Origin of the sequence: Enterococcus sp. DIV1090 (assembly GCF_050537975.1) — a bacterium.
In the GTDB taxonomy this organism is placed as follows: domain Bacteria; phylum Bacillota; class Bacilli; order Lactobacillales; family Enterococcaceae; genus Enterococcus; species Enterococcus faecalis.
Window position 1 is genome coordinate 1812214 of sequence record NZ_CP172917.1, and the last position, 20256, is coordinate 1832469.

Genomic DNA, 20256 nt, shown 5'->3' on the forward strand with positions numbered 1-20256 from the left:
TTTTTTGAAGTTTGCGCTGTCCATCTATCTTCCCCAAAATAGTGGAACTCCTAGACACTTAGTATTATACTAAAAAAATCTTGCGTTTAGTTTTCAAAAATTTCTCTGAATCACAAAATTTTTGAGAAAAACTATGATAATCCGATTGGATCGTTTACGTTTTTGGCTTCGTTTTTTGTTTATTAACTAAATAAACTGGAATTCCTAAAAGCGTAATCCCTATACCAATCAATGCTAGAATAGGCTGTGTAATACTCGTTGTAACCAAGATGAAGATACCACCTAGACTTGCGATAATTGGAATAATTGGATAGCCAGGAACTTTATACGGTCGTTTTAATTCAGGTTCTCGTTTTCTTAAAATAAAAACGGCTAAGAAAATTAATAGATTAAACAGCCACATAACAAAAACTAACATATCCGTCAATAAATCGAAGGTCCCGAAAAACATCATAATAATGGCCACGGCTAACTGAAAAATTCCAGCAACGTAAGGAACAACAAAGCGTTTAGACAACTTTTGAAACTGACGACTAAAAGGCATCAGATTATCTAAGGCTAAGGCATAAGGAATCCGAATCCCTGTCATTGTGTAGCCGTTTAACGCACCATATACAGAGATTAAAATCCCAATAGTTACGATTTTGCCGCCAATTGGTCCAAAAATAGCCACAGAAGCATCCGAAGCTGCATTCAAATTCCCAGCGATTTGCTCAATTGGTAATGTTTTTAGAAACACAAAATTAATTAAGGCATAAATTAAAGTAATCAATAACAAACCAAAAATAATGGCTTTAGGCAAGTCTCTTTCTGGTCGCTTCATTTCACCAGCCACGTTACCCACACCTAGCCAGCCATCATAAGCAAACATGGTGGCAACTAAGGCGCCACTAAAAGCAACTAAAAAGCCAGTATTCGCTGTTGTTTCAACAGGAAAAAGTGAAACAGCTACCTGTCCTGGAGTAAATAATCCTACTAAAGAAATCAAGGCAATTGGAATCAGTTTTACTACCAATGTCGTGGATTGGACCAAAGAAGCAATTTTTGTTCCTAATAAATTAATTACGGTAATACTAGTTCCCGCAAGAATGGCAATTGGAATCAATAAATTTGCCGATAAATGAAACAAATTGATTAGTTGTGTACTAAAAATAATGGATAACGCCGAAATGTTGGCAGGATAATAAATGATACTTTGTGCCCACCCTAAAAGAAAACCAGCTAATTTACCATATGTATATTCAATATACTTCACTGCGCCACCTGTTTCAGGGATTGCTGTAGCAAGTTCGGCGCTGGTTAATCCTGCACAAATGGTTAAGGCACCACCTAACACCCAAGCAAAAATAGCTAAACTAGCTGACTGTGCGTGTCCAACGACACTCGCAGCTTTAAAGAAAACACCAGCGCCAATCACCGTACCCATTACCGTGGATAACGCACCAAACGTTGTGATCTCTCTTTTTAATTGCTTTTTCTCCATAGACTCCCTCATTTCATTTAAACTAAACAAGCGTAACAAAATTTCCACTTTTTTGAAAAGATAACGAAAATAATAGCTGTTTTCATGAAAAATTCTGTAACGATCTCTTTTCAGTATAGCTATTTCTTTTAGAATTTCAAGTTTGAAAACCACAAAAAGAAAATTTGTCATAAAAGTTTTAGAGCATTCATCTTTTGTTTATAAACAAGAATTGAGAAATTTACGATTTTTCATTAAATAAATGAAAAATCGAATCAAAAAGAAACCTTTCTGATCCGATTTTAACTACGTTATTGGTTTTTGACTTTTTCTTTTTTCATTTGTTTGCTACGTAATTGTCCGCAAGCCGCATCAATATCTGTTCCATGCTCTTTACGAATAACACAATTGATGCCATTCTTTTTGAGTACATCATAAAATTTTAAAACCGCTTCTTTAGAGCTTCGGCTATATTGATCGTGTTCACTCACTGGGTTATACGGAATCAGATTAACATAAGAAAGTTTTTTCTTATTCCGTAGTAAATCTGCTAATTGTTGAGCATGTTCTGGTCGGTCGTTCACTTGACTCAACATAATATATTCAAATGTAACACGTCGGTTGGTTTTTTCAATGTATTCATCAATTGCTGCCATTAATTTTTCAATTGGAAAACTACGATTAATCCGCATAATTGATGTACGAACTTCGTTGTTAGGAGCATGTAATGAGATTGCTAAGTTTACTTGTAGTCCACTGTCTGCAAATTCACGAATTTTTGGCACTAAACCACTTGTTGAAACTGTAATATGGCGGGCACCAATAGCCAAGCCTTTATCATCATTAATCGTTCGTAAAAAGTTCATAACATTGGCATAATTATCAAATGGTTCACCAATTCCCATCACAACGACATGGCTAACACGTTCATCCAACCCACGTTCATCGAAATAATGTTGCACCCACATAATTTGGGCAACAATCTCGCCAGCAGTTAAATCTCTTTGTTTTTTTAATAGCCCACTAGCACAAAATGTACACCCAATATTGCAGCCAACTTGAGTGGTCACACAAACAGATAATCCATATTCTTGACGCATTAAGACTGTTTCAATCATATTTTTATCTGGTAATTCAAATAAATATTTCACGGTACCATCTTGCGCTTCTTGCACAATGACTTGTTTTAATGGATTTAATGAAAAATTTTCTTCTAATAAAGTCATCAACGATTTAGAAATGTTCGACATTTCACTAAATGAAGCAACACGTTTTGTATACAACCATTCCCACACTTGTGTTGCGCGAAATTTCTTCTCGCCATGGGCTAAAAACCAGTCCACAAGCTGTTCTCTCGTCAGTCCATAAATGGATTCTTTCTGCATTTCTTTTCCTCATTTCTGCTATTACATTCGCTTCATAACTATAACGTATTCTCACTTTGAATGCAATATCACGAAGAACATCAAAAAAAATCGTTAAGCGTGCATGCTTAACGATTTTTTATAATTAATCTTTCACTAAGTGATAAACTTTTTTGAAGTAGAACGTTCTAGCAATTAAATAGTAAACGACCTGAATCAATAAGAAAACACCTAAAACTTCCCAGCCAGCTAATTGCATTGGCTGATCTAAGACAGCATACATTGCTTTCAAAGCAACAGCTCCATGAATAAATGAAACAACAATTGGGGTAAAGAATAAAATACCTACTTGTTGGTAAATCATTTTCTTCAATTCTTTTTTCGTCAAACCAAGTTTGTAAATCATCTTGAATTTTTCAACGTCTGTATTCATATCACTGTATAAACGGAAGTATAAGAAACTACCCGCAGAGACAAAGAACACGATACCGATAAATAGTCCGACAAATAGAACTGGCGTATAATGTTGCGTAATGGCTGCCGACATTGCAGCTGTTCCTACTAACATGGGATACTTGTCACCAATGATATTTTCTGCTTCTATCAATTCTTCACGATTGGTTCCTGCTTTGGGCTGCCAAATTGTTTCTGTTTCCGCTTTGATTCCATCAGTTGAGGTACTATCTGGGATAACAACCACACCGCCAAAAGTCGGTAATACATTGGTTTCTTCTGTTTTATCAATGTTTAAAACTTGATCATTTCCCAATTGAACAGATTTAACATCTACTGATGCAGCAGAAGGAGCATCTTTTTGTGATAAATTAACTACTTTCTCACCTGTTAAAGTTGGTTCATCTATAAATTTTGCAAGTTTATTATATTCAGATGTTTTGATTAATTGGATACCGGCACTTGTTTTGTACATTGTGTAATCAATCTGATCAAACTGAATATTTTTTTCTTGGAATGTTTTTGTCGCAAATTGTTTCATTTCTTGATTTTCTGGGTTGGTCGAATCAGACAATGTCAGTTCGTACGGTACAGAACTTATTCCTTTAAAAATCATCTCGTTCACGCCGTATAACGTTCCAATGGCAGCAAAAGCAACCGTTGATATCACCGAAACCAAGAAGAACGAACGTGCATTATCTTTCATGCGGAATGCTAAATCTGATAAAACGACCATATTGGTTTTTTTCCAAAAGATTTTTGGTTTCCGTTTTAAACGTTCAATGACAGAAACACTCAATTGGTCAAATAAGAATTTTGTCCCTAAAATAACTAAGAAAATTACTGGGAACATCACCATTAAAACTAACTGTCCCTTAGCAACTAAAGCAATTCCGTAACCGACAACTAAAAGCAACACGGCTAAGAAAGATTTAACTTTAGAGCTTTTGATTTCACCTTTACCCATTTCTCCTGCTTTTAATAGCTCTTGAAGTGTCGCTTTTGGCAAGCGGAATTGAATAAAGAAAGAAATTACTAAAAACAAGACCGCAAATGAAATGACAGTAATGATAAACGGCATCACTGGCAAATAAAAACCTAAACCTAGATGCATCAATAAATTACTAATCCATAAAATAAACTGTGAAAATCCAACACCTAAAATGCTACCAAAAATTGTAGCAAAGAAACCAATCACTAAGTTTTCAATAAAAATCATTTTCTTTAACTGTTTTGGACTCATCCCTTGAATCATCAAGGTTCCAAACTCTTTTTTTCGAGATTGGATAAAGACATCCATCGAGTATAAAACAAATAAGAAAGAGAAACCATAGATTATAATTGCCGCAGCCGTCATTCCCATTTGTGCTTTAGGATTTAAACCATTAGCTAAGGCTGGGTGAAAGACAAAACCAGTGAACGTAAAAAAGATCATCACAGAAAACATTGTACTTAGGAAATAAGCCAAGTATAAATGCTTATTTCGAATCGTGTTTCTTATAACAAACTGATTAAAATTCATTATCGACACCTTCAATCTCAGCCAGTTTCACCATGATTAAATCGTAGAACTCTTTTTGGTTGCCGTTTTGGATAATTTCATCAATTAATTCACCATCTTTAATAAAGACAATGCGCTTGCAATAACTTGCGGCTAGCGGATCATGGGTCACCATTAAAATAGTCGCCGCTTCTTCTTCGTTTAATTGTTGTAACAAGCCCATCACATCCTTAGATGATTTCGTATCTAAGTTTCCTGTTGGTTCATCAGCCAATAATAATTGTGGATGATGAATCATTGCCCGAGCAACGGCGACCCGTTGTGCTTGTCCACCAGAAATTTCTGCAATTCGTTTTTTCAACAGATGATTGATACCTAAACGCTCACTTAATTCTGCTAATTGTCGTTTCATTACAGAGACTTTTTCTCCATCAAGTGTCAATGGCAAAATAATATTTTCTTCAACAGTTAATGTTGGCATTAAATTAAAGCTTTGAAAAACAAATCCTAATTCTGTACGACGGAATTTAGCAATTTGTTCTTGATTCAAATTGTTTGGATTTTTTCCATTTAAAAGTATTTCACCGTCTGTTGGACTATCGATTGTTGCCAATAAATTTAAAAGTGTACTTTTCCCACTTCCAGAAGGTCCCATAATACCAATAAATTCACCATCTTGGACAGTTAAATTAATCCCTTTTAAAGCTTCATATTTAATTTCGTTTCCGTAAACTTTTTTCAAATTTTGTACTTCTAACATATTTTCCACTCCTATTCTTCTCACTCATTTAGTGTATCGAAAACGAAAAAAAACGACAATAGAAAAGAATAACAATGAACTTACATTACTGTAAGTGCACTGTTATTCTTTTAAAAGTTATGCTTCATATTCAATCACATAAGGATGAATCTTCGTATTATAAATAGCTTCTGAATATTCTACGCAACGACCTGTTGGGCTTAACGAACGCCGAATTCTTTTTAAGCCCGTTGTTTCAGTTGTTTGCAACATCTTTTGCTCTGCTTCTGTCAAAGTTGCAACTTCAAAACGGTCTTCAAATTTATAAATTTCAATGGCATGTCGATCCATCAAACGATACAAGGATTCTTCTTTGTATTCAGTCAATGATACGTCTTTCATGGCAGCTGGCAAATAGTAATTAAAATAAATATAGGGTTGTTCATCGATTAGATATAACCGTGAAAGGTGAACCACTTCTTCTCCTAAAAATTGATAAGCCGGCATCTCTTTTGACAACGTCAAGTTTTCAACTTGTAAAACTTTTTTAGTTACTTTCTGACCTGATTCATTCAAAAATTCAGTGAATGTCCCTGCTTTTGATAGTTTATTATAGGGACGATTGCTTAACACAGTTGTGCCCCGGCCACTTTTTTTCTCAACAAATTCTTCCGTTGCTAACATTTCGATTGCCCGCCGAATCGTAATTTTACTAACGTTAAACATCTCTTCCAATTCTGTTTCTGTTGGTAAAAACGTTCCTACTGGATACTTGCCACTCAAAATATCTTCTTTAATCTGATCTGCTACTTCTAAATAAAGCACGCTCTTTCTTCTCATGATACGCTCCCTCCCAACCGCACTATTCCTTTCTATTTTACCAGAAAATGATGATTATAACATGATGCTTTGCTGAAATTATAAAAAAAGAACAAAAATAGATAAATTTATCTATTTTAGTTCTTTTTGTTTATTGTTCTGACGTCTCGGTTGCTGCCTCTTCTGATTCCGCTTGTAGAAAGACTTTTCTTGGTTTGCTACCTTCTGATGGTCCAATAACTCCGTGTGCTTCCAATTCATCTACTAAGCGAGCCGCACGATTATAGCCAATTCTAAAACGTCTTTGTAGCAATGAAATACTAGCTGTTTGCATTTCAACCACCAAGTTTTTCGCTTCTTCAAACAACTCATCTTGAGGAGCTTCGCCACCGCCTGAAGTGGTCGGTTCATCTGTTGGCATCATACTTTCTTGATATTCAGCTTCTTGTTGGTCCGTTACAAACGCAACCACTCGTTCGACTTCTTGATCAGAGATAAAGGCCCCTTGGATACGAATTGGTTTATTTTCTCCCATTGGTAAGAAGAGCATATCGCCTCGACCTAATAATTTCTCCGCCCCGTTGGTATCAATAATGGTACGCGAGTCTGTCCCACTTGAGACCGCAAAAGCCATTCGAGAAGGGACATTTGCTTTGATGATTCCTGTAATGACATCCACACTTGGCCGTTGTGTCGCTAAAATCATATGAATGCCTGCTGCCCGTGCCATTTGGGCTAAGCGGATAATCGCATCTTCTACTTCGTTACTTGCCACCATCATTAAATCAGCTAACTCATCAACAATGACAACAATAAATGGCAGAATCGGACGATTTTCGCCATCTTCCGCATTTTTCTGTTGAATTAGTTGATTGTAACCAGTGATATTTCGGACGCCTGTTGCTGCAAATTTTTCATAACGAAATTCCATTTCTTGAACTACTTTTTGCAGGGCTTGTGCCGCTTTTCTCGGATTAGTAACCACTGGCGTTAATAAATGAGGAATCCCGTTATACACATTCAATTCTACCATTTTCGGGTCAATCATCATTAATTTTACTTCATGAGGTTTCGCTTGCATCAAAATACCTGTGATGATGCCATTGATAGCAACCGATTTCCCACTCCCTGTCGATCCCGCAATTAATAAATGCGGCATTTTTGATAGATCTGCAGTTTGAACCATCCCTGAAATATCTCGACCTAAAGGTACTTCTAATAGTTTATCTGGATGACTTGGTTGTGCCTCAACAATATCTCTAAAGGATACTGTACTAATTGCACTATTAGGAACTTCAATCCCGATTAGTGATTTCCCAGGAATCGGGGCCTCCATACGAACATCTTTGGCCGCAAGCGCTAAAGCAATGTCATCCGTCAAGTTAACAATTTTGCTAACTTTTACCCCAACAGCGGGTTGAACTTCAAATTTTGTGACAGATGGTCCTAAACTAGCTTTGACTACTTTAGCATCAACACCAAAACTCTTGAAGGTTTGTTCTAAGACGCCAATATTTTTTTCGATTTTTTCATATTCACCACTTTGATCCGTTGCTTGAATTGTATCTAACAAATCAGTTGGTGGTAGTTGATAATCACGATCTTCCGCTTCTTCAGAAATTTTAAATTCGAGAACACCAGCTTCATCTGCCGCCTCTTCTTCCTGCTCTCGTTGCGGTTTTGTTGCTGCAATTGGTGGTACAGGCATCGCCTGATTTTGCTGTTGAAACGAATCAATTTGAACAGGCGTTGGTGCAGCCGGTTCTTCCACCATTGGTTGGTGGGTTTCAACTGGTGTTTTTGTTAAGCGCTCGGCTGCCGCTTGTTCCATACGTTCCCGTTCTTGTAATTTTTGTTGGGCAGCGGCTTCAATTTTTGCTTGGCGTTCTGCAGCTTTGGCTTCTTTCTTCGCTGCTCGCTTCGCCTCTTTTTCTTCTTGTCGCGCCTGTGATTTTGCCGAAACATGACTTAGGCGATCTTGAATACTTTGGAAATGATCAACAATTTGCTGAAAATCCCACATACTCATCAAGAAAATACCCGCTAACAGTAGCAATGTAGCAATTAAATAGCTACCAAATTGTGCCACCAAAAAGTACGTTCCTTGATAAAGCAGCGCGCCAATCATACCGCCCCCTACGTTTTGCGTCACTTGGTTGGCTTTTAAATCGCTTTGCAAAAATTCCCAAGTGTTACCTAAAATATCTGGTTGACTGCCACTAACATTTCGAAACATAAAGGCATGGAAAAATAACAAAACACTAATATAAATCAGAACAGCCCCAAAAATAGGGCGCCCTCTTTTTAACGGAAAATCTTTCCCATAAATCATGACTAATAAGCCATACAGGATTAGTAAAATCGCTGCAAATGGAAAGGTATTACCTACAACTAAGCGTAAACAATTCGCTAATAACGTGCCTAAAAACCCTAAGCGAAAGAGTCCAAAGACACCGAATAAAATAAAAATCAGGCCAAGAAACATATAATTTAAACGTTCTTGTTGTTGCTGTTGTTTTTTGGTCTTTTTCTTTGTCGTACTTTTTTTCTTATTTGTTGCTCTTTTTTGTGCCATTTAACTTCCCTCTTTCCATCACTTCTCATTATACATAAAAATGGAATCGAACAAAAGTGCCCACCTCATTTTACTTGAAAAATCATGGAAATTTTTTAAAAACTTTCATTTAAGAAAAATGAGCGTGGGACAAAAATCACTTTGAATTTTTGCTCCACGCTCAAAAACTGATAAACGGCGGGAACAGAACCAACTCCTTCGGAAATAAGCCGAAATTCTCCAAAAATTAAAGAGCAATTTTCGGAAATTTCTTCTTATTTCTCGGAGCTAAACGGTTCTGTCCCGACCTCATTATTTCTTATTTTGCTGATTCTTAATGGTATAAGTCGAAACGACCTTTAGCCATCATTTCTTTGGTACCACCTGTTTCAAAGAGCGCTTTGTTCATAATAATTTTTTTCATGAATGAAGCTGGGTATCCTTTAATGTCTGTTTTACCAACAATTCCTAAAGCACGTGTATTTCCGACAGAACAAACAGAACCTTGTGATTTAAAGCTGAAAGGTTTAGTTGCTTCCCCTTTCAATTGTGCTTGAATATTTTTAGCAGCATGAGCGCCCATTTTCAAGGCGATTTGTGCTGTCGTTGGGTAAGGTCGATTAGTTTCTGTATCCATAACTGCTGAGCAGTCACCAATAATATAGACGTTGCTATGGTTCGCATCTGTTAAATCTGGTTGAACCATGACACGACCACGACGAGCTTCAAATCCAGAATCGCCTACAACGTGGCTTCCACTAACACCCGTTGTCCAAATAATTGTTTTAGCAGAAAGTTCTGCCAAGTCGCCTGCTTCGTTATCTTGATAAACAACTGCGCCTGGTTTGATTTCTTTAATCGGTTTACCTAATAATAAATGAATAGCTGAATCTTTTAATAATTGCACACCATAGTTCGCAAGTTTTTCGTTAAACATCGGCAATAGGCGAGTAACTGCTTCGACACAATAAATTTGGATTTGATCTGCTGAGATACCTGCGATTTCAGCAAATTTTGGTTTGTTTTCAACAAGAGAACCTAATAATTCAATCCCTGTAAAGCCTGCTCCGCAGACAACAATTTTTAAGAATTCTTCGTTTTGAGTTGCTTTGTATTGACGCATTTGTTCTTGGATATGTTCATACACGTTTAAAGCCGTTTTCACATCTACCATTTGTAGAGCATGTTCTTGCACACCAGGGATACCAAATGATTCTGATTCAAACCCAAGAGAAACAACTAAGTAATCATAATTGATTGTTTGGCCATCTTCTAAAGCAACTGTTTGTGTTGCAGCATCAATTGTTTTAACTGTTCCTTGGATAAAGGTGGTCATTTTTTCATCGACAACATCCATAATATTGTATGTGATTTTTTCAGCTGGTTGTGTTCCAGCAGCAACTTCATGCAAATCCGTTGCTTCGTAGTGATAGTTGTTACGATCCACTAAAGTAATTTCGACGTCTTTGGCGCCTTTTTGTAATTCGCGTAATGTTTTTAAGCCTGCGTAACCAGCACCTAAAATAACAACATGTTTCTTATTCATTTTGATTCCCTTCCACTCTATAAAAAATTTACAGCCACCACAAACCTATGGCAAAAAATAGCACTTGTGCAGTTGCTCCCACAGCTAAGATCTTCACAGCACAAACAAATGTTTTACTCTTCACTTGTTCCTTCAGTAAGGCTTGGGTTTGTTTCCGTACAAAAGGTAAAGTTAAAAGCATGAGTAACATTGTTGGCGGGGTTAATCCTAAACCGACAGCTAACAAAATGGCTAACATTGCTATTGTATTTAATCCGACGAATAATTTCAAAGAACTTGCTTTGCCAAGGTAATGAACTAATGTATATCTCTTGTTATTTTCATCTTCCTCTAAGTCACAGATATTATTTGCTAACATTAAGTTAGCAATGTAACAAGTGTTAGGTAAGGCGACTAAGAAAATCCCCCATAAATTAGCTGCTGACCAATTGAAAACTTCAAACGTATTAATGTAGACACAAATAAGGGTAATCATGAACCCCATTGTAAATCCTGAGAAAACTTCCCCTAATGGTAGACTGGACAAAGGTTTCGGTCCCGATGAATAAAAAATACCAATTAAGTAACAATAAAGACCCATAATTAATAGCGGCCAGCCGACAATGAATGACAACCCAATCCCCATCAAAGCAGAAACGAGAATCATCCAAAAAATCATTTTGCGTATTAATGGCAAAGATAAATTTTCTCGACCGATAATATTCGTTTTTTCCTTATAATCATGAACTTCTGTGGCATGATGGTAATCATTATAATTATCTAAAATATCGACCGCCATATTAAAAATAAACATCGCAATGAAAAAAATTAAAACATAACCAACATGAAGTCGCCCATATTGGTACCAACTAAAACAAATTCCTAACAAAAATGGCAAAACACTCGCTGTTTTTGCTTTTAATTCTACTAATTCAAAAAATATTTCTCGATTCAAACTATCCCTCCGCTACTTTTTTACAAACTTTGTTACTTTTAAAACTTAATTACTGTATTTCTTTCGCCAATTCGTATACAATCAAATAGTATTGAACCACTGAAAGGATCGTAGTATATTTATGAACACATTTTGGAAGTCGTTTCCTGACGTTGAACGTTCTTTAACGGAAACATGTGAATTAATTGAACAAACGTTGCAAACACGCAACGAAGACATTGAAGAAGCCTTAGTAACTTTGGCTCGTTCTGGCGGCAAATTATTACGCCCCGCTTTTTTCTTTCTTTTTGCTCAACTGGGTGATGAAGAAAAACAAGAGAAACAACAATTATTAAAAATAGCTGCATCTTTGGAAATCCTACATATGGCTACGTTGATTCACGATGACATTATTGACGATTCTCCATTGCGCCGAGGCGCTGTGACTATTCAATCACAATATGGTAAAGACGTGGCTGTTTACACAGGTGATTTACTATTCACTGAATTCTTTACTTTGATTGCAGATGCCATGAATGGCTCTGAATTTATGAAAATCAATGCACAAGGAATGAAACGGTTATTACTTGGTGAACTCGATCAAATGAGTCATCGATTTGACCGCCGCATGTCGATTCCTGCTTATTTAAGAAGTGTCAACGGCAAAACAGCCGAACTTTTTTCACTAAGCTGTCTTGAAGGGGCCTATTTCGGTCATAGTTCAAAAGAAGTCCAACGTTTAGCTAAACGAATTGGCCGTCATATTGGCATTGCTTTTCAAGTCTATGACGATATTTTAGATTATACTGCCGACACGGAAACCTTGAAAAAGCCCGCTTTAGAAGACTTGTCACAAGGTGTTTATACGTTACCTCTTCTCTTCGCTTATCAAGCAGCACCTGACGTATTCAGCCCTTATTTGGATAAAGGACGTGCCATTACCTTAGAAGAGGCAGCTGAAGTTGCGGCGCTAGTCAATGACTATCATGGCGTTACAGAAGCACAAGCTTTTGCTAAAAAAGTAACCAACAAAGCAATCACTGATATTCAACAATTGCCTGATGGCACAGCAAAAGAAACCTTACTTTCCTTAACTGAGCTCTTATTACATCGTTCATTTTAAACGTTTTATAGAAGAATTGCCATTAATTGAAATAGAAAAACGACTGATTGTTTGCTTTAATCAACAACCAGTCGTTTTTTTATTCCTCGAAAGAACTAATGCCACGATCAATTCGGTAAAGTTTCTGATAATGCGCATTGGTTGCAAGTAATTCCTCTGGAGTACCACTCATCTCTAATTGGCCATCTTCAATAAAGATCACTTGATCCATCAAAGTTACACCTTGCAAATGGTGGGTAATCCAGATGACGGTTTTATCTTTTAATGCCTCAAAAAAAGTTTCCAGCAATTGCTGTTCTGTAATTGGATCTAAACCAGTAGTTGGTTCGTCTAATAACACAATCGGTGTATCTTGCAAAAGAATCCGCGCTAGCGCCAAGCGATGTCGTTCGCCACCAGAAAAACGCAAACCTGCTTCATCCACCATTGTTTGTAAACCTTCTGGTAATTGGGTAACCATTTCTTTTAAGCCAACTTTTTCTAAAACCGCCCAAACTTCTGCTTCGCTTGCTTCTTCTCTACCAATCCGAATATTATTTAAAATGGTTGTTCGAAATAGGTACGGTGCTTGGTGCATAACCCCAATATATTCAGTCATCGTCTCACCAAATGCCTCAGTTGGGATATTTCCTAAAAGGATTTCTCCCGAAGTAGGCCGTAAATCACCACGAATGAGCGAAGCCAACGTACTCTTTCCGGAACCACTGCGCCCTAAAATCGCTAATTTTTGTTTTTCAGGAATTGTTAACGATAAGTCATTTAATACCTTTTTCGCTTGATTTTCATATGCAAAAGACAAATGTTCTATCGATAAACTGGTGCCATTTGGCTGAACAGGCGCTTCTGTTGAGTCATCTTCCCCTTCAGGAAGCTCATTAAAACGACGAATGGAATCCTTATAAATCGTTGTTTCCTGTGCTGCAGCAGGTAGCGGAGCAAAGGCATCAATTAACGGAAAAACGGTTAAAACAAAGGCACCAATCCAATTGGCTGCGCCCCCATGATTACCTGGAAACCGCACACTTGTCCAAGCTAAGACAGCAATCGCAATCACACCAAACAGAAGTTGTAAAACAAAGTCTCGGCCACGGTTAAATTGCTTCATTTTTTCATCTAATGCACGAACGTTTGCTTCATCTGTTTCATAACGAGCAACGAATTCAGAGCCTCGTTGACTAAATACCCAATCAGACACACCTAGAATATTGTCGGTTAGTGTTTGATATAACTCATTTTTGGCATATTTATGTTTTTCTTGACGCGCACCATTCACTAGAACTGAAACAAGTGGTAATAGAAAAACAACCACTCCTAACATCAGTAACATGCATAAAGCAAACCACCAAGAAAAGAAACCTAATGCAATCACTAAAAAGATATACAAAATCCAAGCAATAACGGTTGGGAAAATCGTTCGTAAATACAAGTTTTGGATATGATTAATATCCTCCGAAAGCAAACCTAAGATATCCCCAGTGCGATATTTTGTCTTAAAGAAAATCGCATCTTTTTCTAGTACATTATAAAGTTTCAAGCGCAGATCAGAGGTCATTTTTAACACCCAGTTATGACTCGTTAGACGCTCCACATAACGAAAAACAGGACGGCCAATCCCGAATGCTCTTGTTAAAACAATGGGAATATAAATTAATAAAATATTCTCTGGTAAGGAAGCCGCACGACTGATTAAGTAACCAGACGTAAACATTAATGCCCCTGCGCTAAAGAACGTCAAGAAGCCTAAAAGTAAGGCAAAATACAAGGTTTTTTTATAGCGTTTTAAGAAAGGACGAACCCATTGATCGTTTTTCCAAACGTCTTTCGTTGTCGGCTGTTTTTCCATCATTGGCGTCCTCCTCTCATTTGCTTCATTAATTGAACATAGTAGCCATCTTTTTCAATCAACTCTGCTAACGTTCCTTGTTCCACTAATTGACCTTTTTCCATCACTAAAATGTAATCCATTTCTTCCATCCAATGCAGACGATGTGTCGCAAAGAAGACAAGATGATTGTTCATTAATGGCAACATGCGCTCTTTCATTTCAACTTCTGTTTCAATATCCAAATGCGCTGTCGGCTCATCAAACAGCAAGACGTGGCGTTTTTGATCGACAAAGGCGCGGGCCAACGCTACTCGTTGCGCTTGTCCCCCACTTAACATTCGACCACTTTCCCCAATCAAGGTATGAATTCCTTCGGGAAGATCTTTAACCAGCTCGTCTAAGCCAACTAACTGAATCGCTTGCTGAATCGCCTCATCTGTTGCTTCAGGTGTATAAAAGCGAATATTGTTTGCCAAAGTATCCTGGAAAATATATGGCGCTTGCGGAATATAAAGGATTTGTTTTTGCCAGTCTTTTTGTAAAAAATGTGGAATCGTTTGGCCATTTATCGCCAATTGACTCGTTTCTTCTGTTGGTAATAAAAAGCCACTTAATAAATTAATTAACGTTGACTTACCAGAACCACTCGCCCCGATAATTCCAATCTTTTTACGACCATCAACAGAGAATTGTAACGATTGAATCGCTTCTTGCGTTGCATCTTCATAGGAAAAATTTAACGCTGTGACTGACAACTGACTTTCTTGATGCCAATCATCTAACGTGAGCACATCGGTTTGTTCTGCTTCTGGCAATGCTAATACCGCTTGGATCGCTTGAAAAGAGTTTTTTCCATCTAAGGTTGCGTGATAATCACTTGAAAAATCACGAATCGGTAAAAAGAACTCAGGTGCTAAAATTAAAGTAACCAAGGCAGGAAATAATAAAATCGTGCCGTTTAATAAACTTAATCCAAGGAAAACTGCCACAACAGCTACCGATAATGTCGTAAAAAAGTCTAACGCAAAGGTTGATAAAATAGCAATTTTCAATGTACTCATGGTCGCTTTTCTGAATCGTTCACTTGTATGATAAATACTCCCAGCATATTTTTTGCTCAACCCAAACAGTTTCAGTGTGTCAATTCCTCGCAAGGAATCAATAAAATGATTGGAAAGCATTTGAAACGCCGCATATTGCTTGTCCGCTTTACTTTGTGCTGCATAACCTAACACAATCATAAAAATAATAATAATCGGAAAAACAATCAGCAATGTTACGCCTGAACGAATATCTTGTGTAAAAACAAAGGCCAAAATAATCCAAGGAATAATCATCATATTCATCATTTTTGTCAAAATCAATTGTAAATAATTTTCGGTTTGACTAATGCCTTCTAAAGCCATGGTAACCATATTTCCAGTCCCATTTTTTTGAACAACATTTGGCCCCAAACGGAAAATTTTAGTTAATAATTGTTCGCGTAATTCTTTCGAGCGTTCATAACTAAATGTATCGAGCATTCTCTCACGAAAATACGTAATAACATGTCGACCAAGATAAAAAATAAAAAAGAGTAAAATACTCTGTAGTTGTTGGTTAAGATGCCCGCCACTCCAAAGGCCGACAATGGCTTTTGAAAGAAAAAAAGCTTGCCCAATTATAAAGACTGCTTGCAGGAAAGAAAAACCTGCAAGCAAGACAAGAATTTTTTTGATTTTAGGCATCTGTAAGATGTCTTTATCAATCATAGATTTAATACCCCTCTGGTACGGCTGTCTGTGAAATACGTTTTCTGAAAATATAATAGGACCAAGCAGTATAAGCTAACACGAATGGTAAAATGCTTAAAGAAATCCACGTCATAATTTTTAGTGTATATGGTGTGCTTGTTGCATCTTTAATCAACAAATCAAAACCTTCACTACCAATCATAACACGTGGGAACAAGCCACTGAACAAGAGAGCAACTAGTACAACTAATGTTAAACCACTCGCTAGAAAAGCTAACATTTCTTTGCGTTTAAACACCCCAACATTAGCAATGACCGTTAAGACCACAATTGCTAACGTTAAAATTAAAGTGACCGCAAAGTTCTTTTCATAAAAGTCCGTTTTGAAGTACATCAACACTGCAAAAACAACTAAACCGACATATAAAACGCCGTATAAGATTTCTGCATAATTTCGAGCACGTTCGCGAATTGGGCCTTCTGTTTTTAAAGCAATATAGTTCATGCCGTGTAAGTAGCAAAGTAATGTTAAGGCTACTCCACCAACAATTGAAAACAGATTAAAATAATCCGTAAATTGCGCATGCATATTGCCGTTTGCATCTAAAGGCATTCCTTGGACTAAGCTGATAAACAAAATACCAAAGAAGAACGGTACAAGGAAACTACCAATTGATAGCGTCCAGTTCCACATCCGACGACGTTTACCTTCCGGCATGTTATGGCGGAATTCAAAGGAAACTCCGCGAATAATTAAGCCAAATAAAATCGTAAATAGAATTAAATAGTAGCCACTAAATAATGAAGCATACCAATATGGGAAAGAGGCAAACATTGCGCCGCCCGCTGTTAATAGCCAAACTTCGTTTCCGTCCCAGACAGGTCCAATTGTTGCAACGACTTGATCTTTTTCGTCGTCATTGTGTGCCAACGTTTGAACGGCCATTCCAACACCAAAGTCAAAGCCTTCTAAGAAGAAGAAACCTGAGAATAAAACGCCGATAAGGACAAACCATAATAATTGTAGTGTACTCATTCGCCAAATACCCCCTTATCAAATGGATCCAACGCTGGTTCATTTTCTTTCGCTAATTTTTTCGCTTCATAGTCTGGTCCTTTACGTAATTCTAAAATAACCAAGTAAACCATGACACTACCTAAACCAGCAAATAATAAGAAATAAATGACATTTGACGTAATTAATGAAGCAACCGATACATTTGGTGAAACACTTTGTTCAATCGTAAATAGTCCATAGACAGTCCACGGATAACGACCTAATTCAGTGACTAACCAACCTGTTGTATTCGCAAGGAATGGTGCGAACGTACATAAAGCAACAACCCACAGCATCCATTTCTTCTCGTACAGCGATGGTTTTTTCTTCCTTGTAAAGAATAGTCCTAAGGCAGCAACCAATAACATTAAGGCACCAAAACCAGCCATGATACGGAAGCTCCAGAATAAAGTGTTAACTGGTGGATAATAATTTTTATCATCCCCATATTTTTCTACCAAGCGCTTGTTGACTGTATCCATCCCATCAACCGAACCTGATAATTTGTTATACGATAAAATACTTAGCATATATGGAATATCGATACCAAAAACTTGTTTATGTTCTCGTTCATCTGCCCAAGCAATCAATGTCCAAGCAGCAGGATCATCAGAGTCTTCATAGGCCCCCTCCATCGCCGCAAATTTCATTGGTTGTCCTTCAATTAGAGCTTTCATTTGCAAGTCGCCAGCTAATAAAACGCCGATTGAACCGAACAAAGTAACCCATAAACCAATGCGCATAGATGCTTTGTGGAATGAAATATCCCGTTTTTTCAACAATTGGAAAGCAGCCATACCAGCTACTGCCATGCCGCCCAATGTAAAGGCGCCCATGATAACGTGTGAAAATTCATACCAAACTTTTGGATTGCTGATGACAGCTACAAAGTCCACCATTTCAGCACGGCCATTATTGATGACATAACCTACTGGATGTTGCATAAAACTATTGGCAACTAAAATCCAGAAAGCAGACATCATTGAACCGAATACGACTAACCAGATAAAGGTTACGTGAACTTTTGGATTCATTTTATCCCAAGTAAAGATCCATAAACCTAAGAATGTTGACTCTAAGAAGAAAGCTAAGAGCGCTTCTACCGCCAACGGTGCCCCAAAAATATCTCCGACGAATCGAGAATAATCAGACCAGTTCATCCCAAACTGAAATTCTTGAATAATCCCGGTTACAACCCCAACAGCGAAGCTTAATAGGAATATATTTCCCCAAAACTTGGCCATTTTACGATAACGTTCCTCTTTTTTCACAACGTACATTGTTTCCATAATTGCTACAACAAGTGCTAATCCTATTGAAAACGGTACGAAGAAAAAGTGGAAAACTGTTGTCATCGCAAATTGGATTCTCGCCAATGTTACAATATCAAACATATTATTTCCTCCCTGATTTGCCTCCACACAAAGAAACAAGCTTACCTGAATTGTTCATTTCCATTAGCGATGACTCCTTTTATCTACAAAACTAAAAGAAAATTCAAGTGAACTTTTCCAAAAAGTGTGAAAATGCATGTAATATAGAATAATTCCAATCTAAGTATACAACTTTCTGAGGCAGAAACCAAACAATACAGAAGCATTTCTCACAATTTTTTTAGGTGCTACCAAGATTTCTTCCCTTTCTTCTATCAATAAAAAAAGCCCTTCCTAAAAAAAGGAAGAACTAATCTCAATCTATCAACATTTTGACTTATCACTTGATTAGTTTCCGAAAATTGAAGTAGCTCGGCTTTGATGATAAAAATTCTAATCTTGTGATGAAAATTACGGATTGCTTGAGGTGATAGTTTGTTTTTTAACAACATGGCTCTAAAACACCAAATACCAGGGTTCGCCTTGCCGAAACGTTTTGGTACCATTCTAAACAACATGACTCTAAAACAGACGATTTAAAACAACTAGACGAACCGAAGTTTTGGTACCATTCTAAACAACATGACTCTAAAACAGAGTATAGAGTTAGAGTATAGAGATAAGAGTTTTGGTACCATTCTAAACAACATGACTCTAAAACTTGTATAGGTTTTATAACTAGGCATTATTTGTTTTGGTACCATTCTAAACAACATGACTCTAAAACCTCGGAGAATTATTTTTTCTCCATGATTCCGTATTCGCATCACTTATCCATAGCTAGATTTCAGTTTAGAAAGGTCTGATTTTTTTCTTCACGTTTATTATACCAAACTTTCTCCTTCTTGGCGGAAAAACCCACCATTTTTCAATGGTGGGTTTTCTTTATTTAGTAGCTGTAACAGCGAGCCAGATTTCACTGTACTTAGCTTCTGCTGGTCCTTGATATTGCGTAAACGAAATTTCTGGTGCTGCAACGACTTGGTAACCAGATGAAGGCAACCATTCAGAGAATATCCTTGCCCAGGTTTCTTGTAAAGTTTGTGGGAAAGGACCTTCATTTGGAAAAACCGCCCATGTATGAGCAGGTACGCTTAGTTGCTCCAAATCTTCATAGGTATTTTCTTGCGAAGTGGCAAAGCCAATCATGTGTGTCATTTCTCCACCTTCTGTTGTTCGTCCCTCTTGAAAGTCAAAAGAAGCATTTACTACTTGATGAGGATATATGTCATCAAATGTATGCATTTCCGCTCGTTGTTGTGGTGTAATGCGCTGTGCCAATTCCATGATTGCTTGATTTTCCCCTTGATACTGCAAGGGAACCTTCTGACTAACTCCGACTATTTGAAACGCTGGTTTTTCAATCAATTTAACATCCATTGATTGTCCTCCTTTAATATCAATATAGAAAGAGAATTTAGGGAACGTTTTTTGGATTTGTGTTTTCATTACTTCAGAAGGGGCTTGTCCTGACCAATCGCGAAAGGCTCTTGAGAATCCTTCAATACTTTGATAACCATATTTAAAAGCTACATCTGTCACTTTTTCACCAGCAAGTAATGCTAAATTTGCTTCCGCCAAACGTCTCTTTTTAATATACTCAGCCAGACTCATCCCCGCAATAAACGAAAAAGTTCGTTTAAAATGGTAAACAGAAATCCCTGTCTTTTTCGCCAATTCATCGAAGGATACTTCTTCCGTTAAATGTTCTTCAATATAATCCATTGCTTGATTCAAATTTGCGAGCATCCGTGTCCCTCTCTTTCTATTTGAAAGTTTACTAAAGACCAACAA

The 20256-nt window shown here is 37.2% G+C and carries 14 protein-coding genes; 1 reads left to right on the forward strand and 13 read right to left on the reverse strand.

Annotated features, from left to right (window positions below):
* Positions 1–154: 154 nt before the first annotated feature.
* The 8 genes from IGL48_RS08890 to IGL48_RS08925 form a co-directional block, all read right to left on the reverse strand.
* A complete protein-coding gene (locus IGL48_RS08890; protein ID WP_002360022.1) occupies positions 155–1483 on the reverse strand; it encodes an APC family permease in 1329 nt (442 codons plus the stop codon).
* 290 nt (positions 1484–1773) lie between these two features.
* Positions 1774–2847 (reverse strand): 23S rRNA (adenine(2503)-C(2))-methyltransferase RlmN, encoded by a 1074-nt coding sequence (gene rlmN, locus IGL48_RS08895; RefSeq protein WP_002356987.1) that lies wholly within the window; start codon positions 2845–2847, stop codon positions 1774–1776.
* Between the two features lie 124 nt (positions 2848–2971).
* Positions 2972–4801, reverse strand: a complete 1830-nt coding sequence (locus IGL48_RS08900; protein ID WP_010777796.1) for an ABC transporter permease — start codon at positions 4799–4801, stop codon at positions 2972–2974.
* Positions 4791–5540 (reverse strand): ABC transporter ATP-binding protein, encoded by a 750-nt coding sequence (locus tag IGL48_RS08905; protein ID WP_002384339.1) that lies wholly within the window; start codon positions 5538–5540, stop codon positions 4791–4793. The genes IGL48_RS08900 and IGL48_RS08905 overlap by 11 nt, the downstream gene beginning before the upstream one ends.
* Positions 5541–5657: 117 nt before the next feature.
* Complete coding sequence (locus tag IGL48_RS08910) at positions 5658–6359, reverse strand: GntR family transcriptional regulator (protein WP_002356983.1); 702 nt, start codon at positions 6357–6359, stop codon at positions 5658–5660.
* Between the two features lie 130 nt (positions 6360–6489).
* Complete coding sequence (locus IGL48_RS08915; RefSeq protein WP_010824789.1) at positions 6490–8913, reverse strand: DNA translocase FtsK; 2424 nt, start codon at positions 8911–8913, stop codon at positions 6490–6492.
* Positions 8914–9226: 313 nt separating this feature from the next.
* The gene (locus IGL48_RS08920; protein ID WP_048949272.1) at positions 9227–10438 is read right to left on the reverse strand and encodes an NAD(P)/FAD-dependent oxidoreductase; all 1212 of its coding nucleotides are present in this window, start codon (positions 10436–10438) and stop codon (positions 9227–9229) included.
* A gap of 28 nt (positions 10439–10466) precedes the next feature.
* Positions 10467–11372 (reverse strand): prenyltransferase, encoded by a 906-nt coding sequence (locus tag IGL48_RS08925; protein ID WP_002360016.1) that lies wholly within the window; start codon positions 11370–11372, stop codon positions 10467–10469.
* 121 nt (positions 11373–11493) lie between these two features.
* On the opposite strand from IGL48_RS08925, the gene IGL48_RS08930 reads away from it, so the two are divergent.
* Complete coding sequence (locus IGL48_RS08930) at positions 11494–12474, forward strand: polyprenyl synthetase family protein (RefSeq protein WP_010824790.1); 981 nt, start codon at positions 11494–11496, stop codon at positions 12472–12474.
* Positions 12475–12553: 79 nt separating this feature from the next.
* On the opposite strand, the gene cydC is transcribed toward IGL48_RS08930, so the two are convergent.
* The 5 genes from cydC to IGL48_RS08955 form a co-directional block, all read right to left on the reverse strand.
* Positions 12554–14320, reverse strand: coding sequence for a thiol reductant ABC exporter subunit CydC (gene cydC / locus IGL48_RS08935; protein WP_002364368.1), 1767 nt, complete (start codon positions 14318–14320; stop codon positions 12554–12556).
* On the reverse strand, positions 14317–16050 hold the full coding sequence (gene cydD, locus IGL48_RS08940) for a thiol reductant ABC exporter subunit CydD (RefSeq protein ID WP_002364369.1): 1734 nt from the start codon (positions 16048–16050) through the stop codon (positions 14317–14319). Before cydD ends, cydC begins: the two co-directional genes overlap by 4 nt.
* A 4-nt stretch (positions 16051–16054) precedes the next feature.
* Positions 16055–17068 carry a cytochrome d ubiquinol oxidase subunit II gene (gene cydB, locus IGL48_RS08945; RefSeq protein ID WP_002356976.1) on the reverse strand — a complete coding sequence of 338 codons (1014 nt, stop codon included), beginning with the start codon at positions 17066–17068 and terminating at the stop codon, positions 16055–16057.
* Complete coding sequence (locus IGL48_RS08950; protein ID WP_010707351.1) at positions 17065–18483, reverse strand: cytochrome ubiquinol oxidase subunit I; 1419 nt, start codon at positions 18481–18483, stop codon at positions 17065–17067. The genes cydB and IGL48_RS08950 overlap by 4 nt, the downstream gene beginning before the upstream one ends.
* Positions 18484–19347: 864 nt before the next feature.
* Entirely contained in the window at positions 19348–20211 is an 864-nt protein-coding gene (locus tag IGL48_RS08955) for an AraC family transcriptional regulator (protein WP_002369920.1), read from the reverse strand.
* Positions 20212–20256: the final 45 nt, after the last annotated feature.